At 75.2% G+C, this 14,812-nt stretch carries 13 protein-coding genes and 2 pseudogenes; 5 read left to right on the top strand and 10 right to left on the bottom strand.

Features of this window, described 5'->3' with window-relative positions:
- Positions 1 to 807, top strand: a complete 807-nt coding sequence (locus ACWFQ8_RS06145; protein WP_453785000.1) for a glutamate racemase — start codon at positions 1 to 3, stop codon at positions 805 to 807.
- 77 nt (positions 808 to 884) lie between these two features.
- On the opposite strand, the pseudogene ACWFQ8_RS06140 reads toward ACWFQ8_RS06145, so the two are convergent.
- From ACWFQ8_RS06140 to ACWFQ8_RS06130, 3 genes and pseudogenes are all read right to left on the bottom strand, one after another.
- Positions 885 to 1,795, bottom strand: a pseudogene (locus tag ACWFQ8_RS06140) (ADP-ribosylglycohydrolase family protein).
- Positions 1,795 to 2,282, bottom strand: a pseudogene (locus ACWFQ8_RS06135) (TetR/AcrR family transcriptional regulator). The pseudogenes ACWFQ8_RS06140 and ACWFQ8_RS06135 overlap by 1 nt, the downstream one beginning before the upstream one ends.
- A 56-nt stretch (positions 2,283 to 2,338) precedes the next feature.
- The gene (locus ACWFQ8_RS06130) at positions 2,339 to 2,473 is read right to left on the bottom strand and encodes a hypothetical protein (RefSeq protein ID WP_453784999.1); all 135 of its coding nucleotides are present in this window, start codon (positions 2,471 to 2,473) and stop codon (positions 2,339 to 2,341) included.
- Between the two features lie 155 nt (positions 2,474 to 2,628).
- Here ACWFQ8_RS06130 and ACWFQ8_RS06125 point away from each other — a divergent pair, with 155 nt between their 5' ends.
- The 3 genes from ACWFQ8_RS06125 (at position 2,629) to ACWFQ8_RS06115 (ending at position 5,494) form a co-directional block, all read left to right on the top strand.
- The gene (locus ACWFQ8_RS06125; protein ID WP_453784998.1) at positions 2,629 to 3,156 is read left to right on the top strand and encodes a hypothetical protein; all 528 of its coding nucleotides are present in this window, start codon (positions 2,629 to 2,631) and stop codon (positions 3,154 to 3,156) included.
- Between the two features lie 52 nt (positions 3,157 to 3,208).
- Positions 3,209 to 4,927: an apolipoprotein N-acyltransferase gene (lnt, locus tag ACWFQ8_RS06120; protein WP_453784997.1), complete on the top strand. Its 1,719-nt coding sequence runs from the start codon at positions 3,209 to 3,211 to the stop codon at positions 4,925 to 4,927.
- Positions 4,928 to 5,008: 81 nt separating this feature from the next.
- Positions 5,009 to 5,494, top strand: coding sequence for an NUDIX hydrolase (locus ACWFQ8_RS06115; protein WP_453784996.1), 486 nt, complete (start codon positions 5,009 to 5,011; stop codon positions 5,492 to 5,494).
- Positions 5,495 to 5,533: 39 nt separating this feature from the next.
- Here ACWFQ8_RS06115 and ACWFQ8_RS06110 read toward each other — a convergent pair whose 3' ends face one another.
- Positions 5,534 to 6,334, bottom strand: coding sequence for a trypsin-like serine peptidase (locus tag ACWFQ8_RS06110; RefSeq protein ID WP_453784995.1), 801 nt, complete (start codon positions 6,332 to 6,334; stop codon positions 5,534 to 5,536).
- Positions 6,335 to 6,469: 135 nt separating this feature from the next.
- Positions 6,470 to 7,933, bottom strand: coding sequence for a glycosyltransferase family 39 protein (locus ACWFQ8_RS06105; RefSeq protein ID WP_453784994.1), 1,464 nt, complete (start codon positions 7,931 to 7,933; stop codon positions 6,470 to 6,472).
- 184 nt (positions 7,934 to 8,117) lie between these two features.
- Here ACWFQ8_RS06105 and ACWFQ8_RS06100 point away from each other — a divergent pair, with 184 nt between their 5' ends.
- Complete coding sequence (locus ACWFQ8_RS06100; RefSeq protein ID WP_453784993.1) at positions 8,118 to 9,407, top strand: ATP-binding protein; 1,290 nt, start codon at positions 8,118 to 8,120, stop codon at positions 9,405 to 9,407.
- Positions 9,408 to 9,505: 98 nt separating this feature from the next.
- On the opposite strand, the gene ACWFQ8_RS06095 is transcribed toward ACWFQ8_RS06100, so the two are convergent.
- The 5 genes from ACWFQ8_RS06095 to ACWFQ8_RS06075 all read right to left on the bottom strand — a co-directional run bounded on the left by ACWFQ8_RS06095 (position 9,506) and on the right by ACWFQ8_RS06075 (position 14,711).
- Positions 9,506 to 10,102, bottom strand: a complete 597-nt coding sequence (locus ACWFQ8_RS06095) for a hypothetical protein (RefSeq protein WP_453784992.1) — start codon at positions 10,100 to 10,102, stop codon at positions 9,506 to 9,508.
- Entirely contained in the window at positions 10,099 to 11,700 is a 1,602-nt protein-coding gene (locus ACWFQ8_RS06090; protein ID WP_453784991.1) for a serine/threonine-protein kinase, read from the bottom strand. Before ACWFQ8_RS06090 ends, ACWFQ8_RS06095 begins: the two co-directional genes overlap by 4 nt.
- A gap of 147 nt (positions 11,701 to 11,847) precedes the next feature.
- A complete protein-coding gene (locus ACWFQ8_RS06085) occupies positions 11,848 to 13,104 on the bottom strand; it encodes a Tm-1-like ATP-binding domain-containing protein (RefSeq protein WP_453784990.1) in 1,257 nt (418 codons plus the stop codon).
- A gap of 46 nt (positions 13,105 to 13,150) precedes the next feature.
- The gene (locus ACWFQ8_RS06080) at positions 13,151 to 13,618 is read right to left on the bottom strand and encodes an NUDIX domain-containing protein (protein ID WP_453784989.1); all 468 of its coding nucleotides are present in this window, start codon (positions 13,616 to 13,618) and stop codon (positions 13,151 to 13,153) included.
- A gap of 58 nt (positions 13,619 to 13,676) precedes the next feature.
- A complete protein-coding gene (locus ACWFQ8_RS06075; RefSeq protein ID WP_453784988.1) occupies positions 13,677 to 14,711 on the bottom strand; it encodes a cation diffusion facilitator family transporter in 1,035 nt (344 codons plus the stop codon).
- Positions 14,712 to 14,812: the final 101 nt, after the last annotated feature.

Genomic DNA, 14,812 nt, shown 5'->3' with positions numbered 1-14,812 from the left:
GTGAAGATCGCGCTCATGGACTCCGGAATCGGCCTCCTCGCGGCGGCCGCCGCGATGCGGAGGCTGCGGCCGGACGTCGAGCTGGTGCTGTCCTCCGACCCGGACGGGATGCCCTGGGGTCCGCGGACTCCCGACGACCTCACGCAGCGGGCGCTCGCCGTCGCCCGGGCCGCCGCCGCGCACCGCCCGGACGCGCTGATCGTGGCGTGCAACACCGCCTCCGTGCACGCCCTGCCCACCCTGCGGGCCGAACTGGAACCGTCCGTCCCCGTCATCGGAACCGTGCCGGCGATCAAGCCCGCCGCGGCCGCCGGCGGGCGCGTGGCGATCTGGGCCACCCCCGCCACCACGGGCAGCCCCTACCAGCGCGGCCTCATCCGGGACTTCGCCGCCGGGGTCCGTGTAACCGAGGTGCCGTGCCCGGGACTCGCGGACGCCGTCGAGGCCGCGGACGCCGCCGCCGTGGAGGCCGCCGTCGCCGCCGCGGCCGCGCTGACCCCGCTCGACGTCACGGACGTGGTGCTCGGCTGCACGCATTACGAACTGGTCGAGGCCCCGATCCGTGCCGCCCTCTCCGCGCGCGCCGGAATCGGTTCGGACGCCCCGGCGCCCGTCTTCCACGGTTCCGCCGAGGCCGTCGCCGTGCAGGCGCTGCGCCGCTGCGGGGTCCGCCCCGAACCGGCTCTGCCCCGTACCGGCACCCTCACCGTGCTGCACAGCGGCCGGCCTGCCGAACTCCCCGCCGCGGCCCTCGGGTACGCCGCCGGCCGGCTGCTGCTCGCCGGGCACGGCGCGGTCGTCGTGTAGGACGCTCCACCACCGCTCGCCGGGGGCGGGGCGCCGGGCCCACTGCCGTCGGGCCCGCCCTGAACGCCCACACCGCCTCAGCGGGCGCCGGCCTCCGCGAGCCGCCGCGCCAGAGCGCGCAGATCCTCGGCGTCCAGCACCCGGTCACCGAACCCGGGCAGCGGTACGTGCAGCGGCCCCGTCCACTCCGTCGGAACCGCCCCCGCCCCGTACCGGGCCCCGGCCGGCATGCCCGTCACCGCCTCCACCGTGTCGGCGTCCCCGCCGAGGTCGACGGCGGCACGTACGGCCCGCGCACATACCCGTTGGTGGTGCGCAGCGCCCACACCGCCGAGCCCGAGCACGGCCGGACGGCCCCGAACTCGGTGGCCAGGCCGGGGTGCCGGTCGGGGGCGAGTACGCGCTCGTAGCGCGCGCGGTGCTCCGGATGCACCTCGGCGAGCGCCCCCAGTGGGTCGCCCCCGTCCAGGGCCACCCGTACGAGCTCGTGCAGGACGGCGGTCCCCTCCCACGCGGCCCGGTCGCCGTGCGTCAGCGCCGCGATCCGGCGGGCCGCGTCCATGGTGCCCAGGCGTCCGGCGGCGGCGAAGTACACCGCCGAGGTGGCGGCCCGCATCAGGGAACCGTTGCCCGTCGCCCGGACGTTGACCTGGAAGTGCAGCGCCGCCGCGAGGTCCCACGGCTGGCCGCTCGTCAGTACGTCCTCGGTCCGGAGCCCGATGTCCTTGGACTCGCCGGCGGCCCAGCGCCGGAACCGCTCAAAGGTGTCCGGGAGTTCGAGGCCGCCGTGCTCCAGCAGGGATTCGCCGACCAGCACGGCCATCTGGGTGTCGTCGGTCGCCTCGCCCGGATCCCAGCCACCGCCTCCGCGCATCTCCGCGCCGCCCGCGGACAACTGCCCCGCGGGGCCGAACTCGTAGGGCGCGCCGAGGGCGTCGCCCGCCGCCGAGCCGACCACGGCCCCCGCGGCCCGGTCCAGTCGGGTGATCACGCCGTTCCCGCCGGGAACAGGGCGGTCAGCAGGCCGCGGGCGAAGCCGTCCAGGTCGTCGAGCCCCGCCGCGGCCAGGGTGTCCGGAGCGCCGGCCAGCAGGTGGGGGATCGCACCGTGGAGGGCGAGGGCGAGGGCGAGGGCGAGGGCGAGGGCACGGGCGAGGGCAAGCGTGCGGGTCTGCGCGGGTCCACCGGGCAGGCCGACCCCCCGCAGCAGGTGCGCGTACGCCGTGAAGTCCGCCGCGCCGATCGGGTCGAGGAGCGCGGCCGGCCACGACCGCCGGGTCGCCTCGGTCCGGAGTTCCAGATGGGCCAGGACCCGGGGCCGCCCGGGACCGGCCGCGTCGCGCAGTAGTTCTTGGTGGTGCCCGTCGGTGCCTCGGCGGCGGCGGCGACGGCCCGGTGCGTCAGCCCGCGCGCGCCCGATTCCGCCAGTACGGCGACGGCCGCGTCGCGCAGCCGGTCCCTCCGGTCCTGACCCACATGGCCGCCCTCACCACGTCCGTGGTTCCGCGGATGCAGTGCCGCAGATGTGGTGCTCACGCCGCCGGCTGGATCCGGTACGGGATGCGCCTCCTGTATCCGCGCTCCGCGCCGACGGCCACGGCGGGCCGCGCGGGCGTCCTGGGGCGGTAGTGCTCGGGAACGGCCCGGGCCGCGTCATGGGTGTTCATGCGGACGGACGCAGGACCTCGCGTTCGGTTCAGACGCCTGTCGGCACGCCTGTCGGCACGCCTGTCGGCACGCCTGTCGGCGCACCTGTCGGCGCCCGGTGCGGTCGGGTGGGCAGGCGGTGGCGGGCATGCGGAACGTGAGTAGGCTGACGCCCATGACGGTTCACCCCCCGGGCCCGCTCTGGACGGGCCGGGCTTCCAACCGCGCGCAGTGGCTCCTGGCGGCAGCCGGTGCGGCCTGTCTGGCCCTGGGCATCCAGCTCGCCGTGGACGGCTCCTGGACCTCGGGCATCGCACCCCTGCTCATGTCCGTGGTCGGCTGCCTCGCCGCGGGCCTGCTGATCCTCTACGGGACCCTGGCCTTCGTGCACGTCGCCGTCACCGTGGACGCCGAGGTCCTGGAGGTGCGCTGCGGGCACGTCGGGCTGCCCCGCCGTACGATCAGGCTCGCCGAGGTGACCTCCGCCGCGTTCGTCCCCCGCATCACCCCGCAGCAGTGGGGCGGCTGGGGGTACCGCTGGCGCCCGGAGAAGGGCACGGCGGTCGTCGTCCGGCGCGGCGAGGGACTGGAACTGGAACTGGACGACGGCAAGCGGTTCACCGTCACGGTCGACGACGCCGAGAACGCGGTCCGGGTCATCCGGACGCACCTGAGGGCCCTCTCCCGGCCGGACCACCCGTGAGGCGGTAAGGGGCTCACCCGGCTCCGACCGGCGGGGACGTACACTCCGCCAGATGAGCAGCAGTGTCACCCGCGCGGCCGGGAACGAGCCCGTGAATCCCTCCGGAGCGGCCCCCGCGAGTCCCGATCCGGCGGACCCGCCCGCAGGATCCTCCACCGGTTGCGACCCCTCCGCCGGTTCCGGCCCCGTCGCCGGTTCCGACCCCTCCGCCACGCCGGCACCCGCCGGGCCCGCCGCCCCGGCCGGTCCCGGGCGCAGGGCGATCCCGCTGCTGCGCGCCGTGCTCGCGGCGCTCGCCGGCGTACTGCTCTACCTCAGCTTCCCGCCCCGCCCCCTGTGGTGGCTGGCCCCCCTCGCGCTCGCCCTGCTCGCCGGCTGCCTCCACGGCCGCCGCGCCCGGGCGGGCTTCGGCCTCGGACTCCTCGCCGGCCTCGGCTACCTGCTGCCGCTGCTCGTCTGGACCGGTGAGGAGGTCGGCCCCGTGCCGTGGGTGGCCCTGGCCGCCGTCGAGGCCCTCTTCATCGGCCTCACCGGCCTCGGTATCGCCCTCGTCAGCCGGCTCCGGGCCTGGCCCCTGTTCGCCGCCGCGGTGTGGGTCGCCGGAGAGGCGCTGCGCTCCCGGGTCCCCTTCGGCGGGTTCCCCTGGGGCAAGCTCGCCTTCGGCCAGGCCGATGGTGTCTTCACCCCCCTCGCGGCGCTCGGCGGCACTCCGCTGCTCTCCTTCGGCGTCGCGCTGTGCGGATTCGGACTGTACGAGGCCCTGCGCACCGCCCGCGCCCACCCGCGCCGGGCCACCGCCGCGCTGGCCGCGCTCACCGTCGCCGCGCCGATCTGCGCGGCTCTGGCCGCCCGACCCCTGGTCTCCGACGCGGCCGAGGACGGCACCGTCGTCGCCGCCGTCATCCAGGGCAACGTGCCCCGCCTCGGCCTCGACTTCAACTCGCAGCGCCGCCAGGTCCTCGACAACCACGCCAAGCGCACCGTCCAGCTCGCCGAGGACGTCAAGGCCGGCCGCGTCCCGAAGCCCGACTTCGTGGTCTGGCCGGAGAACTCCTCCGACCTCGACCCGTACGCCGAGCCCGATGCCCGAGCCGTCATCGACCATGCGGTCAAGGCCATCGGCGTGCCCGTGGCGATCGGCGCCGTGGTGGCGCCGGAGACCGGCACGCTGCGCAACACGATGATCCTCTGGGACCCCGTCGCCGGGCCCACCGCGACCTACGACAAGCGCAAGATCCAGCCCTTCGGCGAACGCATCCCGATGCGCTCCTTCGTCCGGCTCTTCAGCTCCGACGTGGACCGGGTACGCCGCGATTTCGGCCCCGGCAAGGATCCCGGCGTGTTCGACATGGCCGGGAGCGGGGTCGGCATGGTCACCTGCTTCGAGGCCGCCTTCGACGACGCCGTCCGCTCCACCGTCCAGGACGGGGCCCAGGTCATCGCCGTTCCCAGCAACAACGCCACCTTCGGCCGGAGCCAGATGACCTACCAGCAGCTCGCGATGGACCGGGTCCGGGCCGTCGAGCACAGCCGGACCGTCCTCGTCCCCGTCACCAGCGGGGTCAGCGCGGTCATCCGCCCCGACGGGACGATCGTCCAGCAGACGAGGATGTTCACCCCGGACGCGCTGGTGGCCGAGATCCCGCTGCGCTCCAGCCGCACCCCGGCCACCGTCGTCGGGCCGCTGCCGGAGTACGCGCTCCTCGCGCTGGCCGCCGGCGGACTCGGCGGGATTCTGGCGCGCCGAACGCGCACGCGCCGGACCACCTGAGCCGCGCCGACGCGCGCGACGCGGCACGTCACGGCCCGCCCGGGTTCGGAAGCGGCCACCCAGGCCTCGTACGCTCGGGGAATGACCACGCCCGAGTTCATCCGCGAGATCCGTGCCGGCGCCGGGCACCAGCTGCTCCTGCTGCCCGGCGTCACCGCCATCGTCCTCGACGACCGGGGCCGGGTGCTGCTCGGCCGGCGCTCGGACACCGGGCGGTGGAGCGTGGTCGGCGGCATCGCCGAGCCGGGCGAGCAGCCCGCGGACACCGCCGTGCGCGAGGTCTACGAGGAGACGGCGGTGCACTGCGTCCCCGAGCGGGTGGTCCTCGTCGAGATGCTCGCGCCGATCACGTACGCCAACGGCGACGTCTGCCAGTTCCAGGACATCACCTTCCGCTGCCGGGCGACGGGCGGCGAGGCGCGGGCCAACGACCACGAGTCGCTCGAAGTGGCCTGGTTCGAGGTGGACGCGCTGCCGCCGCTGGAGCCGTTCTCGCTGCACCGGATCCAGCGCGCCCTGCGGGACGAGCCCACCTGGTTCGCGGCCGCCGCCGAGGTCGCGCGGTAGCGCGGCGCGTCTCAGCCGACGCCGGCCGCGCGGCGCGCATCAGCCGACGCCGGCCGCGCTGCGGTACAGCTCCAGCGCCGCGTCGCCCATCACCGCGCTGTACGAGACCTCCGGCACCGTGCCGCCGCCCTCGTGGCCGCCGAGCACCCCGGCAAGGGCGCCGTCCACCAGCCAAGGGCTCCCGCTCGTGCCGCCGCTGAGGTCCGGGCAGCCGATCCGGCGCTGCGTGTCGGAGATCAGCTCGGTGGCGTTCACGCAGCGCAGGGGGGCCTCCTGGTCCCGCGGGTACCCGACCACCGTCACCGCGGCGCCGTCCGGCTGCGCCCCCGCCACCGGGAAACCGCCCACCGCGTCCTCCACCGCGTCCTCCAGTGCGGCGTGCTCCCCGCCGTCCACCGGCGCCACCGTGGCGAAGGCGATGTCGGCGTCCGGGTCCTGGCCGTCGGTCCAGCCCGGGGCCACGTGCACGCCGGTGAGCCGCCAGACACCGTACGGGGCCGTGCCGTCGCGGTAGCCCGGCGCGAAGACCGTGGTGCCGGGGCCGTCCAGGCAGTGTGCGGCGGTGGCGATCACGTCGCGGCCGGCGCTGCGCACCACGGCGGCGGAGCAGAAGTGCCCCCCGTCCAGGCCGCCAGCGAAGAGGGGACCCACCCGGTCCGCCACCGCGTCGGGCACCGCCCGCGCGGTCACGCCCAGCGGCGTGCCGGCCGGGGCGTCGGGGACGTCCACGCTCAGCAGCGCGGCCATCGCGGCGAACGCGAGCGCGATCCGGGCGGGGCGCCCGGTACGGGCGCGGGACCGGCCGGCCGCCCGGGGCGGGTGGAACATGCGGTGGATCATGTTCCGAACCTGCCCGGCGAACCTTTGTCCGGAGCCCGGTATTCCGTATGAATCCGCTGTGAATCCCGTGAACCCCGCGTGAAACCCGGGCCGTCCCGGTCGTCCGAGGCGGCGGCGCGGCCCGCCCGGTCGCGGTTATCCCTGCTCGCGCCGTTCGTACACCGTCACCCGGCGGCCCCGGACCTGCCGGTCCTCCACCACCGTGAACCGCTCCCGCAGGACCTGCGTCTTCACCTTGTCCCGCTCCGCCGACGGCGGCTTCGCGACCCTCGCCGCGTCCGTCACAAGCAGCACCCGCCGCTGCCCGAGCAACGCCTCCCTGATCCGCGCCGGATCACCCTCCTCGCCCTTGAGGGTCCCCGACTCCGCCGGCGTCCGGGCCAGCGCCAGGTCCGTCAGCCCCGTGAACGCACCGGGGGAGACCAGCGCCGTGTCCCGCCGCGCGGCCGGGACGAACACCACCGCGTCCCCCGCCCGCTTGAGCTCGGCCACCTCGCCGGCCGCCGCCAGGACGTCGTCGACCCGGCTGGCCGGCGCCCGCTTGCCCAGCTCCACCGGCAGCAGCGCCAGCGCCGCCACGCCCACGACGCCCGGCACGAGCGCGCCCGACACCCTCGGGAAGCGGGGTGCCAGGGCCCGTACGGCCGCGCCCAGCGCGCCGCCGAGCAGCAGAGCCAGACCCACCATGGAGAACAGCACGTACCGGTCGAGGAACAGCGGCTGGACCAGCGACAGCCCGATCAGCCCGAGCTGCGGCACGGCGAGCAGCGGAAACCCCACCGCCGCCGCCGAGAGCCGTCCGCGCGCCGGGCGGTCCGCCCACGCGCACAGGCCGCCGACCGCGAGCAGGATCCCCGGCCCGATCAGCATGTGCCAGGTCAGCGGCGGTATCCACGACACCTGGCCCGACTGGCCCCGACTGAAGAGGATCAGCGGCAGCGCCCCCGCCACCGCGCCGGCGCCGTACGCCGCCCAGCGCAGCCGCACACCGCGCCCGGCCCGGGTCCACCACAGGGTGGCGGCGTGGGCGGGCAGGACCAGCAGCGACAGCCAGTTCAGCAGGGCGCACACCAGCACGGTCAGCCCGTACGCGACCCAGCGCGGCCACGTCCGCCGGCGCCCGGCCGCCTCCCCGACGAGGGACACCAGCAGCAGCGTCGACAGCGCGGCCCCTGCGGCGACGAGCGCGTACGGGCGTCCCTCCTGGAGGTAGAACTGCACGGCCGGCAGCATCGCGAGGGCCAGACCGGCGCCGAGCCCCGCCCGGTAACCGGCGAGCCGCCGCCCCAGCAGCGCCACCCACCCCGCGGCGGCGGCGACCGCCAGCACGGACGGCAGCCGCAGGGTCGTGGTGCCGGGGCCGAAGACCTCGAAGAGCCCGTGCATCAGCAGGTAGTACAGCCCGTGCACGGCGTCGACGTTGCCCAGCATGTGCCAGATCTCGCCCGCCGAGCGGCCGGCCACCTGCCAGGTCGCCGCCTCGTCCCGCCACACGCTGTCCTGCCGGGAGAGTCCCCACAGGCCGAACGCCAGGGTCCACAGGAAGGGGACCAGCCAGAGGAAGGCACGGTGTCGGGGCGCGGATGTGTGGCACAGCATGAGAGTGCTGGGGTCCTCGGTCGGGCGGTCGGGCGGTCGGGCGGTCGGGCGTTCGGGTGGAAGGCGCCAGTCTATGGACGACACGGACGGTTCCCGACCACCTGTTTGTGCACGACGGTGCGTGAGCGTCCGGCCCGCCCGCCCCTAGCCTCGCCGCAGGAGCACGAATGAGGGGCGGTACCCGGTGAACTGGCTCATCCACGACTACCGCGAGAGCGATCTCGCGGCCGTCGTCCATCTGATCGACACCACGGCCGAACTCGGCCAGGAGTCCCTCTTCTCGCTCGCCGAGTGCATCAGCGCCCTCACCGACCGGCAGCCCTGCGTGGTCGCCGTCCACCAGGGCGTCCCGATCGGCGCCGCCCTCGCCTGCGTGACCGGCGAGCGGGCCTGGGTGATGCGCATCGCCATCGCGGCCGGTTGGCGCGGCCGGGGACTGGCCAGCGCCCTGCTCGTCGAACTGGAGCGGCGGCTCATCGCCGCCCGCGTCGGCCGGATCGCCTACGTGCTGCCCGAGGAGGACCTGCTCGGCGAGGGCCTGCTCAACGCCGGCTACACGCGCCAGCCCGCCGTCGCCTACTTCGAGAAGACCGAGCCGCTGCACGGCCCGGCCGCCGGCCTCCTCGACGACCTCGGCGGGCGGTTCCTGCAGGGCGACCTGTGGGCCGGGGTCGCGGGCATGGAGAAGGAGAAGGACCTCATCGAACGGCGCGTGGTGCTGCCGCTCGCCGAGCCCGAACGGGCCGCTTCGCACGGCGTGCGGCCGCCGCGCGCCATCACCCTCTTCGGTCCGCCCGGCACCGGCAAGACCACCTTCGCCCGGGCCATCGCCTCCCGGCTGGGCTGGCCCTTCGTGGAACTGCTGCCCTCCCGCCTCGCCGACGAGGGCAATCTGGCCGCCGCCCTGCGCGACGCCTTCGCCCGGATCGCCGAGCTGGAGCGTGTCCTCGTCTTCATCGACGAGGTCGAGGAGATCGCGCCCGTGCGCACCGAGCCCGCGCAGCCGGGCGGCATCCACGGCGTCACCAACGAGCTGCTCAAGCTGATACCCGGCTTCCGGGAGGGCGACGAGCGGCTGCTGGTGTGCGCCACGAACTCCATCCGCTCCCTGGACCCGGCGTTCCTGCGGCCGGGGCGCTTCGACTACCTCATCCCCATCGGCACCCCGGACGCCGGGGCGCGCGCGGCGATCTGGTCCCGCTACACGGCGGGGCGGGCGGACGTCGACGTCGAGGCCCTGGTGGCGGCCACGGAGCTGTTCACGCCGGCCGACATCGAGCACGCGGCGCGGATCGCGGCGCAGGTGTCCTTCGAGCGGGACCTGGAGGCGGTGGGCGCGCGGGGCGGGGGAGCCGCGCGGCTGGGAGCGACCACGGACGACTACCTGGCGGCGGTCCGCGAGTGCCGGCCGACGGTGACCCCGGCGATGACGGGGGAGTTCGAGGCGGACATCACCGCGCACGCCCGGTTCTGAGCTCCGTCCCCCGGTCGCGGCGGGGAGCGTGTCGCGCGCTCCTCCCGACACCCGGCCGAGGGGCCCGCGGCACGCCCCGGGACAGGGAGGGGGCCGGCTCAGGGGGCGCAGCGGTAGGTGAACTCCACCGCCGCCGTGCGCTGCCCCGGCGAGACCAGCTGGAGCTCGGCCCGCGCCGGGTAGGTACCCGTGCCCCGGAACGTCCACAGCAGGTGCAGGCGCGCCTCGTGCCGTCCGCGCGGCACCCGCTCGGTCAGCCGCTCGGAGTACGTCCCGTCGCTGCGCGCCCAGCGGTACGTCAGGGTCCCGGGGCGCCCGTTGGTACGTACGACGGCCACCACATCGGCCGCCGAGTCGCAGGACGGTCCGGCGGCATCCGCGACCACGGCGACGTCGCGCACCTCGATGGCCGGCCCGTACCGCTGCCAGCCGAGGTAGCAGAGCACGGCGAGCAGCACGGCCGCGGCGAGGGCGTACCGCCGCAGGCCGCCGCCCCGGCGCGGTCGGGACGGCGCGGGGGCGGTCAGCGGGAAGGGCGCGGGCATGGCCGCGGTCACCCCGGGCCCGAACCGGAGCACGGACCCCTCGACCCGGTCGGGGGCGACCTCCGGCTGCTGCGCGGGCCCGCTGAACCAGTGGCTGCCGAGGACCGTCGCGCTGTAGTCGTCGTCCTGCGGGGCGCGGGGATCGGTCATCGGAGGGGCTCCTGGCAGCGCAAGAGGTACTGAGAGTCGGACGCGGACGTGTTCCCGGCGGCGGGCTTGGTGGTGACCCGGACGCCGCCGTAGCAGCCGCGGTCCCGGGCGAAGGTGTGGGTCCGGACCAGGGGCGCCAGGGATCCGGCCTGGACCACGACGGTGTCCGTGCCGTCGGGCACGGAGTAGTCGCCCGCCCTGCTGCCGAGGAACCACTCCAGTACGACGGTCACCGGGCCGGTGCCCTGCGTGGCGACGGAGACGGTCGCCTCGCCCCGGTAGACGCCCGTCCGGAGCGAGACGTCGACCTTCGTGACCTTCGTCGCCGGGGTGGGCGTGGGGGTGGGCGTCGGCGTGCGGGTCGGGGAGGGCGTGGGGCTCCATGTCGGTGTGGCGGTCGCGGTGGCGGTCGCCGTCGGCGACGCGGTCGCCGTCGGTGAGGGGCTCGCGGAGGCCGAAGGGCTGGGACCCGGCGACGGGGAGGCGGAAGCGGCGGGCGTCGCGGACGGCGTGCCGGTACCGGGCGCGGCCGGGCCCGTGGTCGCGAACGCGCTCAGGGCCGAGGCTCCGCGAGGCGCCGCGCCCAGGGCGTCCGTCGTGAGCACCAGCGCCGTCCCCAGCACCAGGGCGAGTCCCGCCGCCAGCCAGCCGCTGCGGCCGGGGGCCCAGCCGGAGCCGCTGCTCAGCGTCGTCGTCGCCACCGCCGTGGTGCCCGCGGCAGGCGCCCCGGCCGAGGGGAACAGCAGCGGGAGCAGCGCGGCCAGAGCGGCGAGCTTGCGCTGCCCCGTCTCCTCCCAGTGGGGCCCGTACGCGGCGAGCGCCACGCCCTCCAGCTCCGCTACGAAGGCCTCGGCGTTCTCCGGGCGCTGCTCGGGCTCCTTGGCCAGACCCCGCCGGATCAGCGGGCGTACGGGTTCGGGGGCCTCGGTCTCCGGGACCGGGGCCTCGATGTGCTGGACGGCGAGCTCGGCGAAGTTCTCCCCGTCGTAGGGCTTGCGTCCCGTGAGGCACTCGAAGAAGGTCGCCGTCGCCGCGTACACGTCGGCGGCGGGCGAGGCCGGGCGGCCCTGCCACTGCTCGGGAGCCATGTAGGCGGGCGTTCCCGCGACGCCGGGCGTGGTGCCGCGGCCCGCGGCGATCCCGAAGTCCACGAGCTTCGACGAACCGTCCGCCGCGACCAGCACGTTCTCCGGCTTGTAGTCGCGGTGCACCACGCCGGCCCGGTGGGCCGCCGCGAGGCCGAGCAGGGAGCCCTTGAGGACCACCAGGGCGGCCTCGGCGTCGGCCCGCCCGGACTGCTTCAGCAGGGCGCGCAGGGAGATGCCGTCCACGAGCTCCATGACGATGGCGGCGCCGCCGGGCGCCTCCACGTACTCGTACAGGCCCACCACGTACGGCGACCGCAGCCCGCCGAGGAGCCGCGCCTCGGCCCGGAACTCGCCGACGAAGGCCGGGTCCTGGCGCAGCCGGTCGCTGAGGTACTTGACGGCGACCGGCGTGCCCGTGCCGTCGTGGACGGCGAGCACCACCCGCCCGCTGCCGCCCGAACCGAGGTCCCGGATGTGTGTGTACCCGGGGACCGTCCACGCGTGGTCCATCGCCCTGCCCCCTGCCTGCCGTGACGCACCGCGTCCCTGCGCCGGACCGGTCCTCTGTGCGGCCGGTCGGTGACCGGCCGCACCGGGCCCGGTCTCCCCCTGGGACACGGTTTCCGCCACGGCCGGTTCCCAACCGCGCGGGGTGTCTCAGCCCGCGGCCGACATCGCGCCGATCAGGGCGTGCAGCCGGTCGGCCGCCGCCCGTCCGAAGTCCGGATCGTTGATGTGGGTGTCGTAGTCGTAGAGCCGGGCGGCACTGCCCCGCAAGCCTTCGCGCAGCGCCGAGAACAACGCCGTGTCCGCCGCGGGGTCATGGTAGGGCCCGCCCGGCGCACCGAGCGTCGACAGTCCGCGGAGCGGGACGCAGACGGCGGTGGGTCCGGTCGCCGCGCGCAGTTTCGCCGCGACGCGCCGGCCGAGTTCGGCGCACTCGTCCGGCGTCGTGCGGATGACGGTGATGGAAGGGTTGTGAACGTGGACGCGCCGGTGGGGGGCCTGTTCGGGCAGGGTCTCCAGGGGGCCGAGTTTCACCATGTCCAGCGCTCCCAGGCTCACCACCTGCGGAATCCCGGCGATCCCGGCCGCGCTGAGCCGGTCCGGGCCGGCCGTGAGGATGCCTCCGCACAGGTCGTCGGCGAGCTCGCCGAGCGTGAGGTCGAGGACGCCGGCGAACAGTCCCCGGCCGGCCAGGGTCTCCAGTGTGCGGCCGCCCGTACCGCTCACGTGGAAGACGAGCACCTCGTAGCCCAGTGCGGTCAGCCGCTCGCGGGCCGCGTCCACGCCGGTCGTGGTCACCCCTGCCATGCTCGTGGCGATCAGCGGCCGGGGGCCGGCTCCCGGGAGGGGGGACGGGCGCGCCTGCGGGGCCGAGCGGGCGAAGGCCTCGGCCATCGCGGCGATCGCCTGCACGGCGTTGGCGAGGATCGGCCCGGACACACGGTTGATGCCCCCGATGTCCACCACGCTGTACATCATCGTGATGTCCGAGGAGCCCACGTACGGGGCGACGTCCCCGGACGCCATGGACGAGACCATGAGTTTGGGTACGCCCAGCGGCAGGGCCCGCATCGCCCGGGTGGCGATGGAGGTGCCGCCGCTGCCGCCGATCGCCATCACCCCGTGCAACCGGCCCTCGGCGTGCAGGCGCAACAGGGTCGCCTCCGCGCCCCGGGCCATCGTGGTCACGGCCGCGCCCCGGTCGGCGGCCGTGCGCAGTTCCGACAGTTCGGTGCCCGCGGCCCGGGCCACCGCCCCACGCGGCACTTCGGCGGGCACCCGGGGTTCGCCCATGATGCCCGTGTCCACCAGTACCACGTCGACGCCGGCGCGCAGCAGCCTCTCGCGCAGCCAGCCGTACTCCATCCCCTTGGTGTCCAGGGTCCCCACCAGCACGACGTTCGTCATGTGTGCAATCTGCGCGCAGGCCGACGGGTTGGCAAGCCGGGTCGCGTCAGTCCTCAAGAAGGGTCAACAACCGCTCCAAAAAGGGCATCTGAGAAACCATCAGCTTCTTGGCGGCCGCCTCCGGAGCGAACCAGGCCACCCGGTCCAGCTCCGGGAACTCCTGTACGTTCCCGGAGCGCCGCGGCCACTCCATGGAGAAGGTGCCGGGCACCACCAGCGCCGGATCGAGGTCCGCCTCCACCGCCCAGATGGTCACCAGCTTCCCGCTGGTCAGCGACACGTCGCCGAGCGGGAGGTACGGGCCCTGCGGCGGCGGCAGCCCGAGCTCCTCGGTGAACTCCCGGCGAGCCGCGTCCCGGGGAGTCTCGTCCGGCTCGTACTCGCCCTTCGGGATCGCCCAGCCGCCCGCGTCGCGGGAGGACCACAGCGGACCGCCCATGTGCCCGAGCAGCACCTCGACCCCCGGGCCGGTCCTGCGGAACAGCAGCAGGCCGGCACTGCGTTTGCGCGTCATGTTCCATGCATGCCCCGCGCGCCCGCCGCTCAGTGCTCGGATCGTTCGCCGCGGCCGTTCAATGCGCGTGCGGGCCGTGCCGGTGCACCGGCCCGTGGGCGTCCGCGCAGTGTGCGTCGGCCGGCTCCTCGCCCGCCCGGCCCACGGTGAGCAGGGAGTCCTGCGCGTGGTCCACCTGGAGGGTGGTGTGGGTGATCCCGTACTCCTCGGCGAGCAGCCGCTCCAGGTCGCGGCGTACGGCGTGGCAGTCACCGGCCGGCTCCACGAGCACGTGCGCGGAGAGCGCCGCCTGCCCGGAGGTGATGGTCCAGATGTGCAGGTCGTGGACCTCGGTGACCGGCGGGTGGCCGACGAGCCGGTCGCCGACAGCGTCCGGGTCCACATGGGCGGGAGCGGCCTCCAGGAAGATCCGGCCCGACTCGCGGACCAGCCCGTAGCCCGCCTTGACCATCAGCACCACCACGACGAGGGTGGCGATCGAGTCCGCCTGCCGGAAGCCGGTGGTGAGCACGATCAGACCGGCGACGGCCGTCCCGATGAAGGCGAAGAGGTCGTTGAGGATGTGCTGGTAGGCGCCCTCGACGGCGAGCGAGGACCGGTTCGCCCGGGAGATGCACCAGGCCGCGGCCAGGTTGACGAGGATGCCCGCGAGCGCCGTCACCAGCACCAGCCCGCCCTCCACCGGCGGCGGGTCCATCAGCCGGCGCACCGCCTCGTAGGCGAGCCAGACCGCCAGCAGGAGCAGGGTCAGCCCGTTGGCCTGGGCGGAGAGTATTTCCGCCCGCTTGAGGCCGTACGTGAAACCGCCGCGCGCGGGGCGGGCGGCGAGCCGCATCGCGATCAGCGCGAGGACGATCGAGACGGCGTCCGTCAGCATGTGGGCGGCATCGGAGATCAGCGCCAGCGAGTGGGCCACGATGCCGATGCACACCTCGACGGCCATGAACGCGCCGATCAGGCCCAGGGCGATCGCCAGCCAGCGGCGGTCCGCGTCGGCGCTGACGCCGTGGCTGTGGCCCGCGTGGCCGTGCCCTCGGTCGTGCCCCCGGTGCCGGTCGTCACCGTGGTCCTGACCGTGGTCGTGCCCGCTCATCGTGTCCCCCGTCTGTTCGGTTTCTCCGCGTCCTTCGCGTGAAGTGAAGCGCACCCCGGCGCGATGGGCAAAGGCTGCAACGGGGACCGTTGTCATTACCC

It is taken from the genome of Streptomyces sp. NPDC055254, assembly GCF_053606025.1.
Note: the sequence above shows the minus strand (reverse complement) of the source record. Positions and strands in the feature narration are given on the sequence as shown.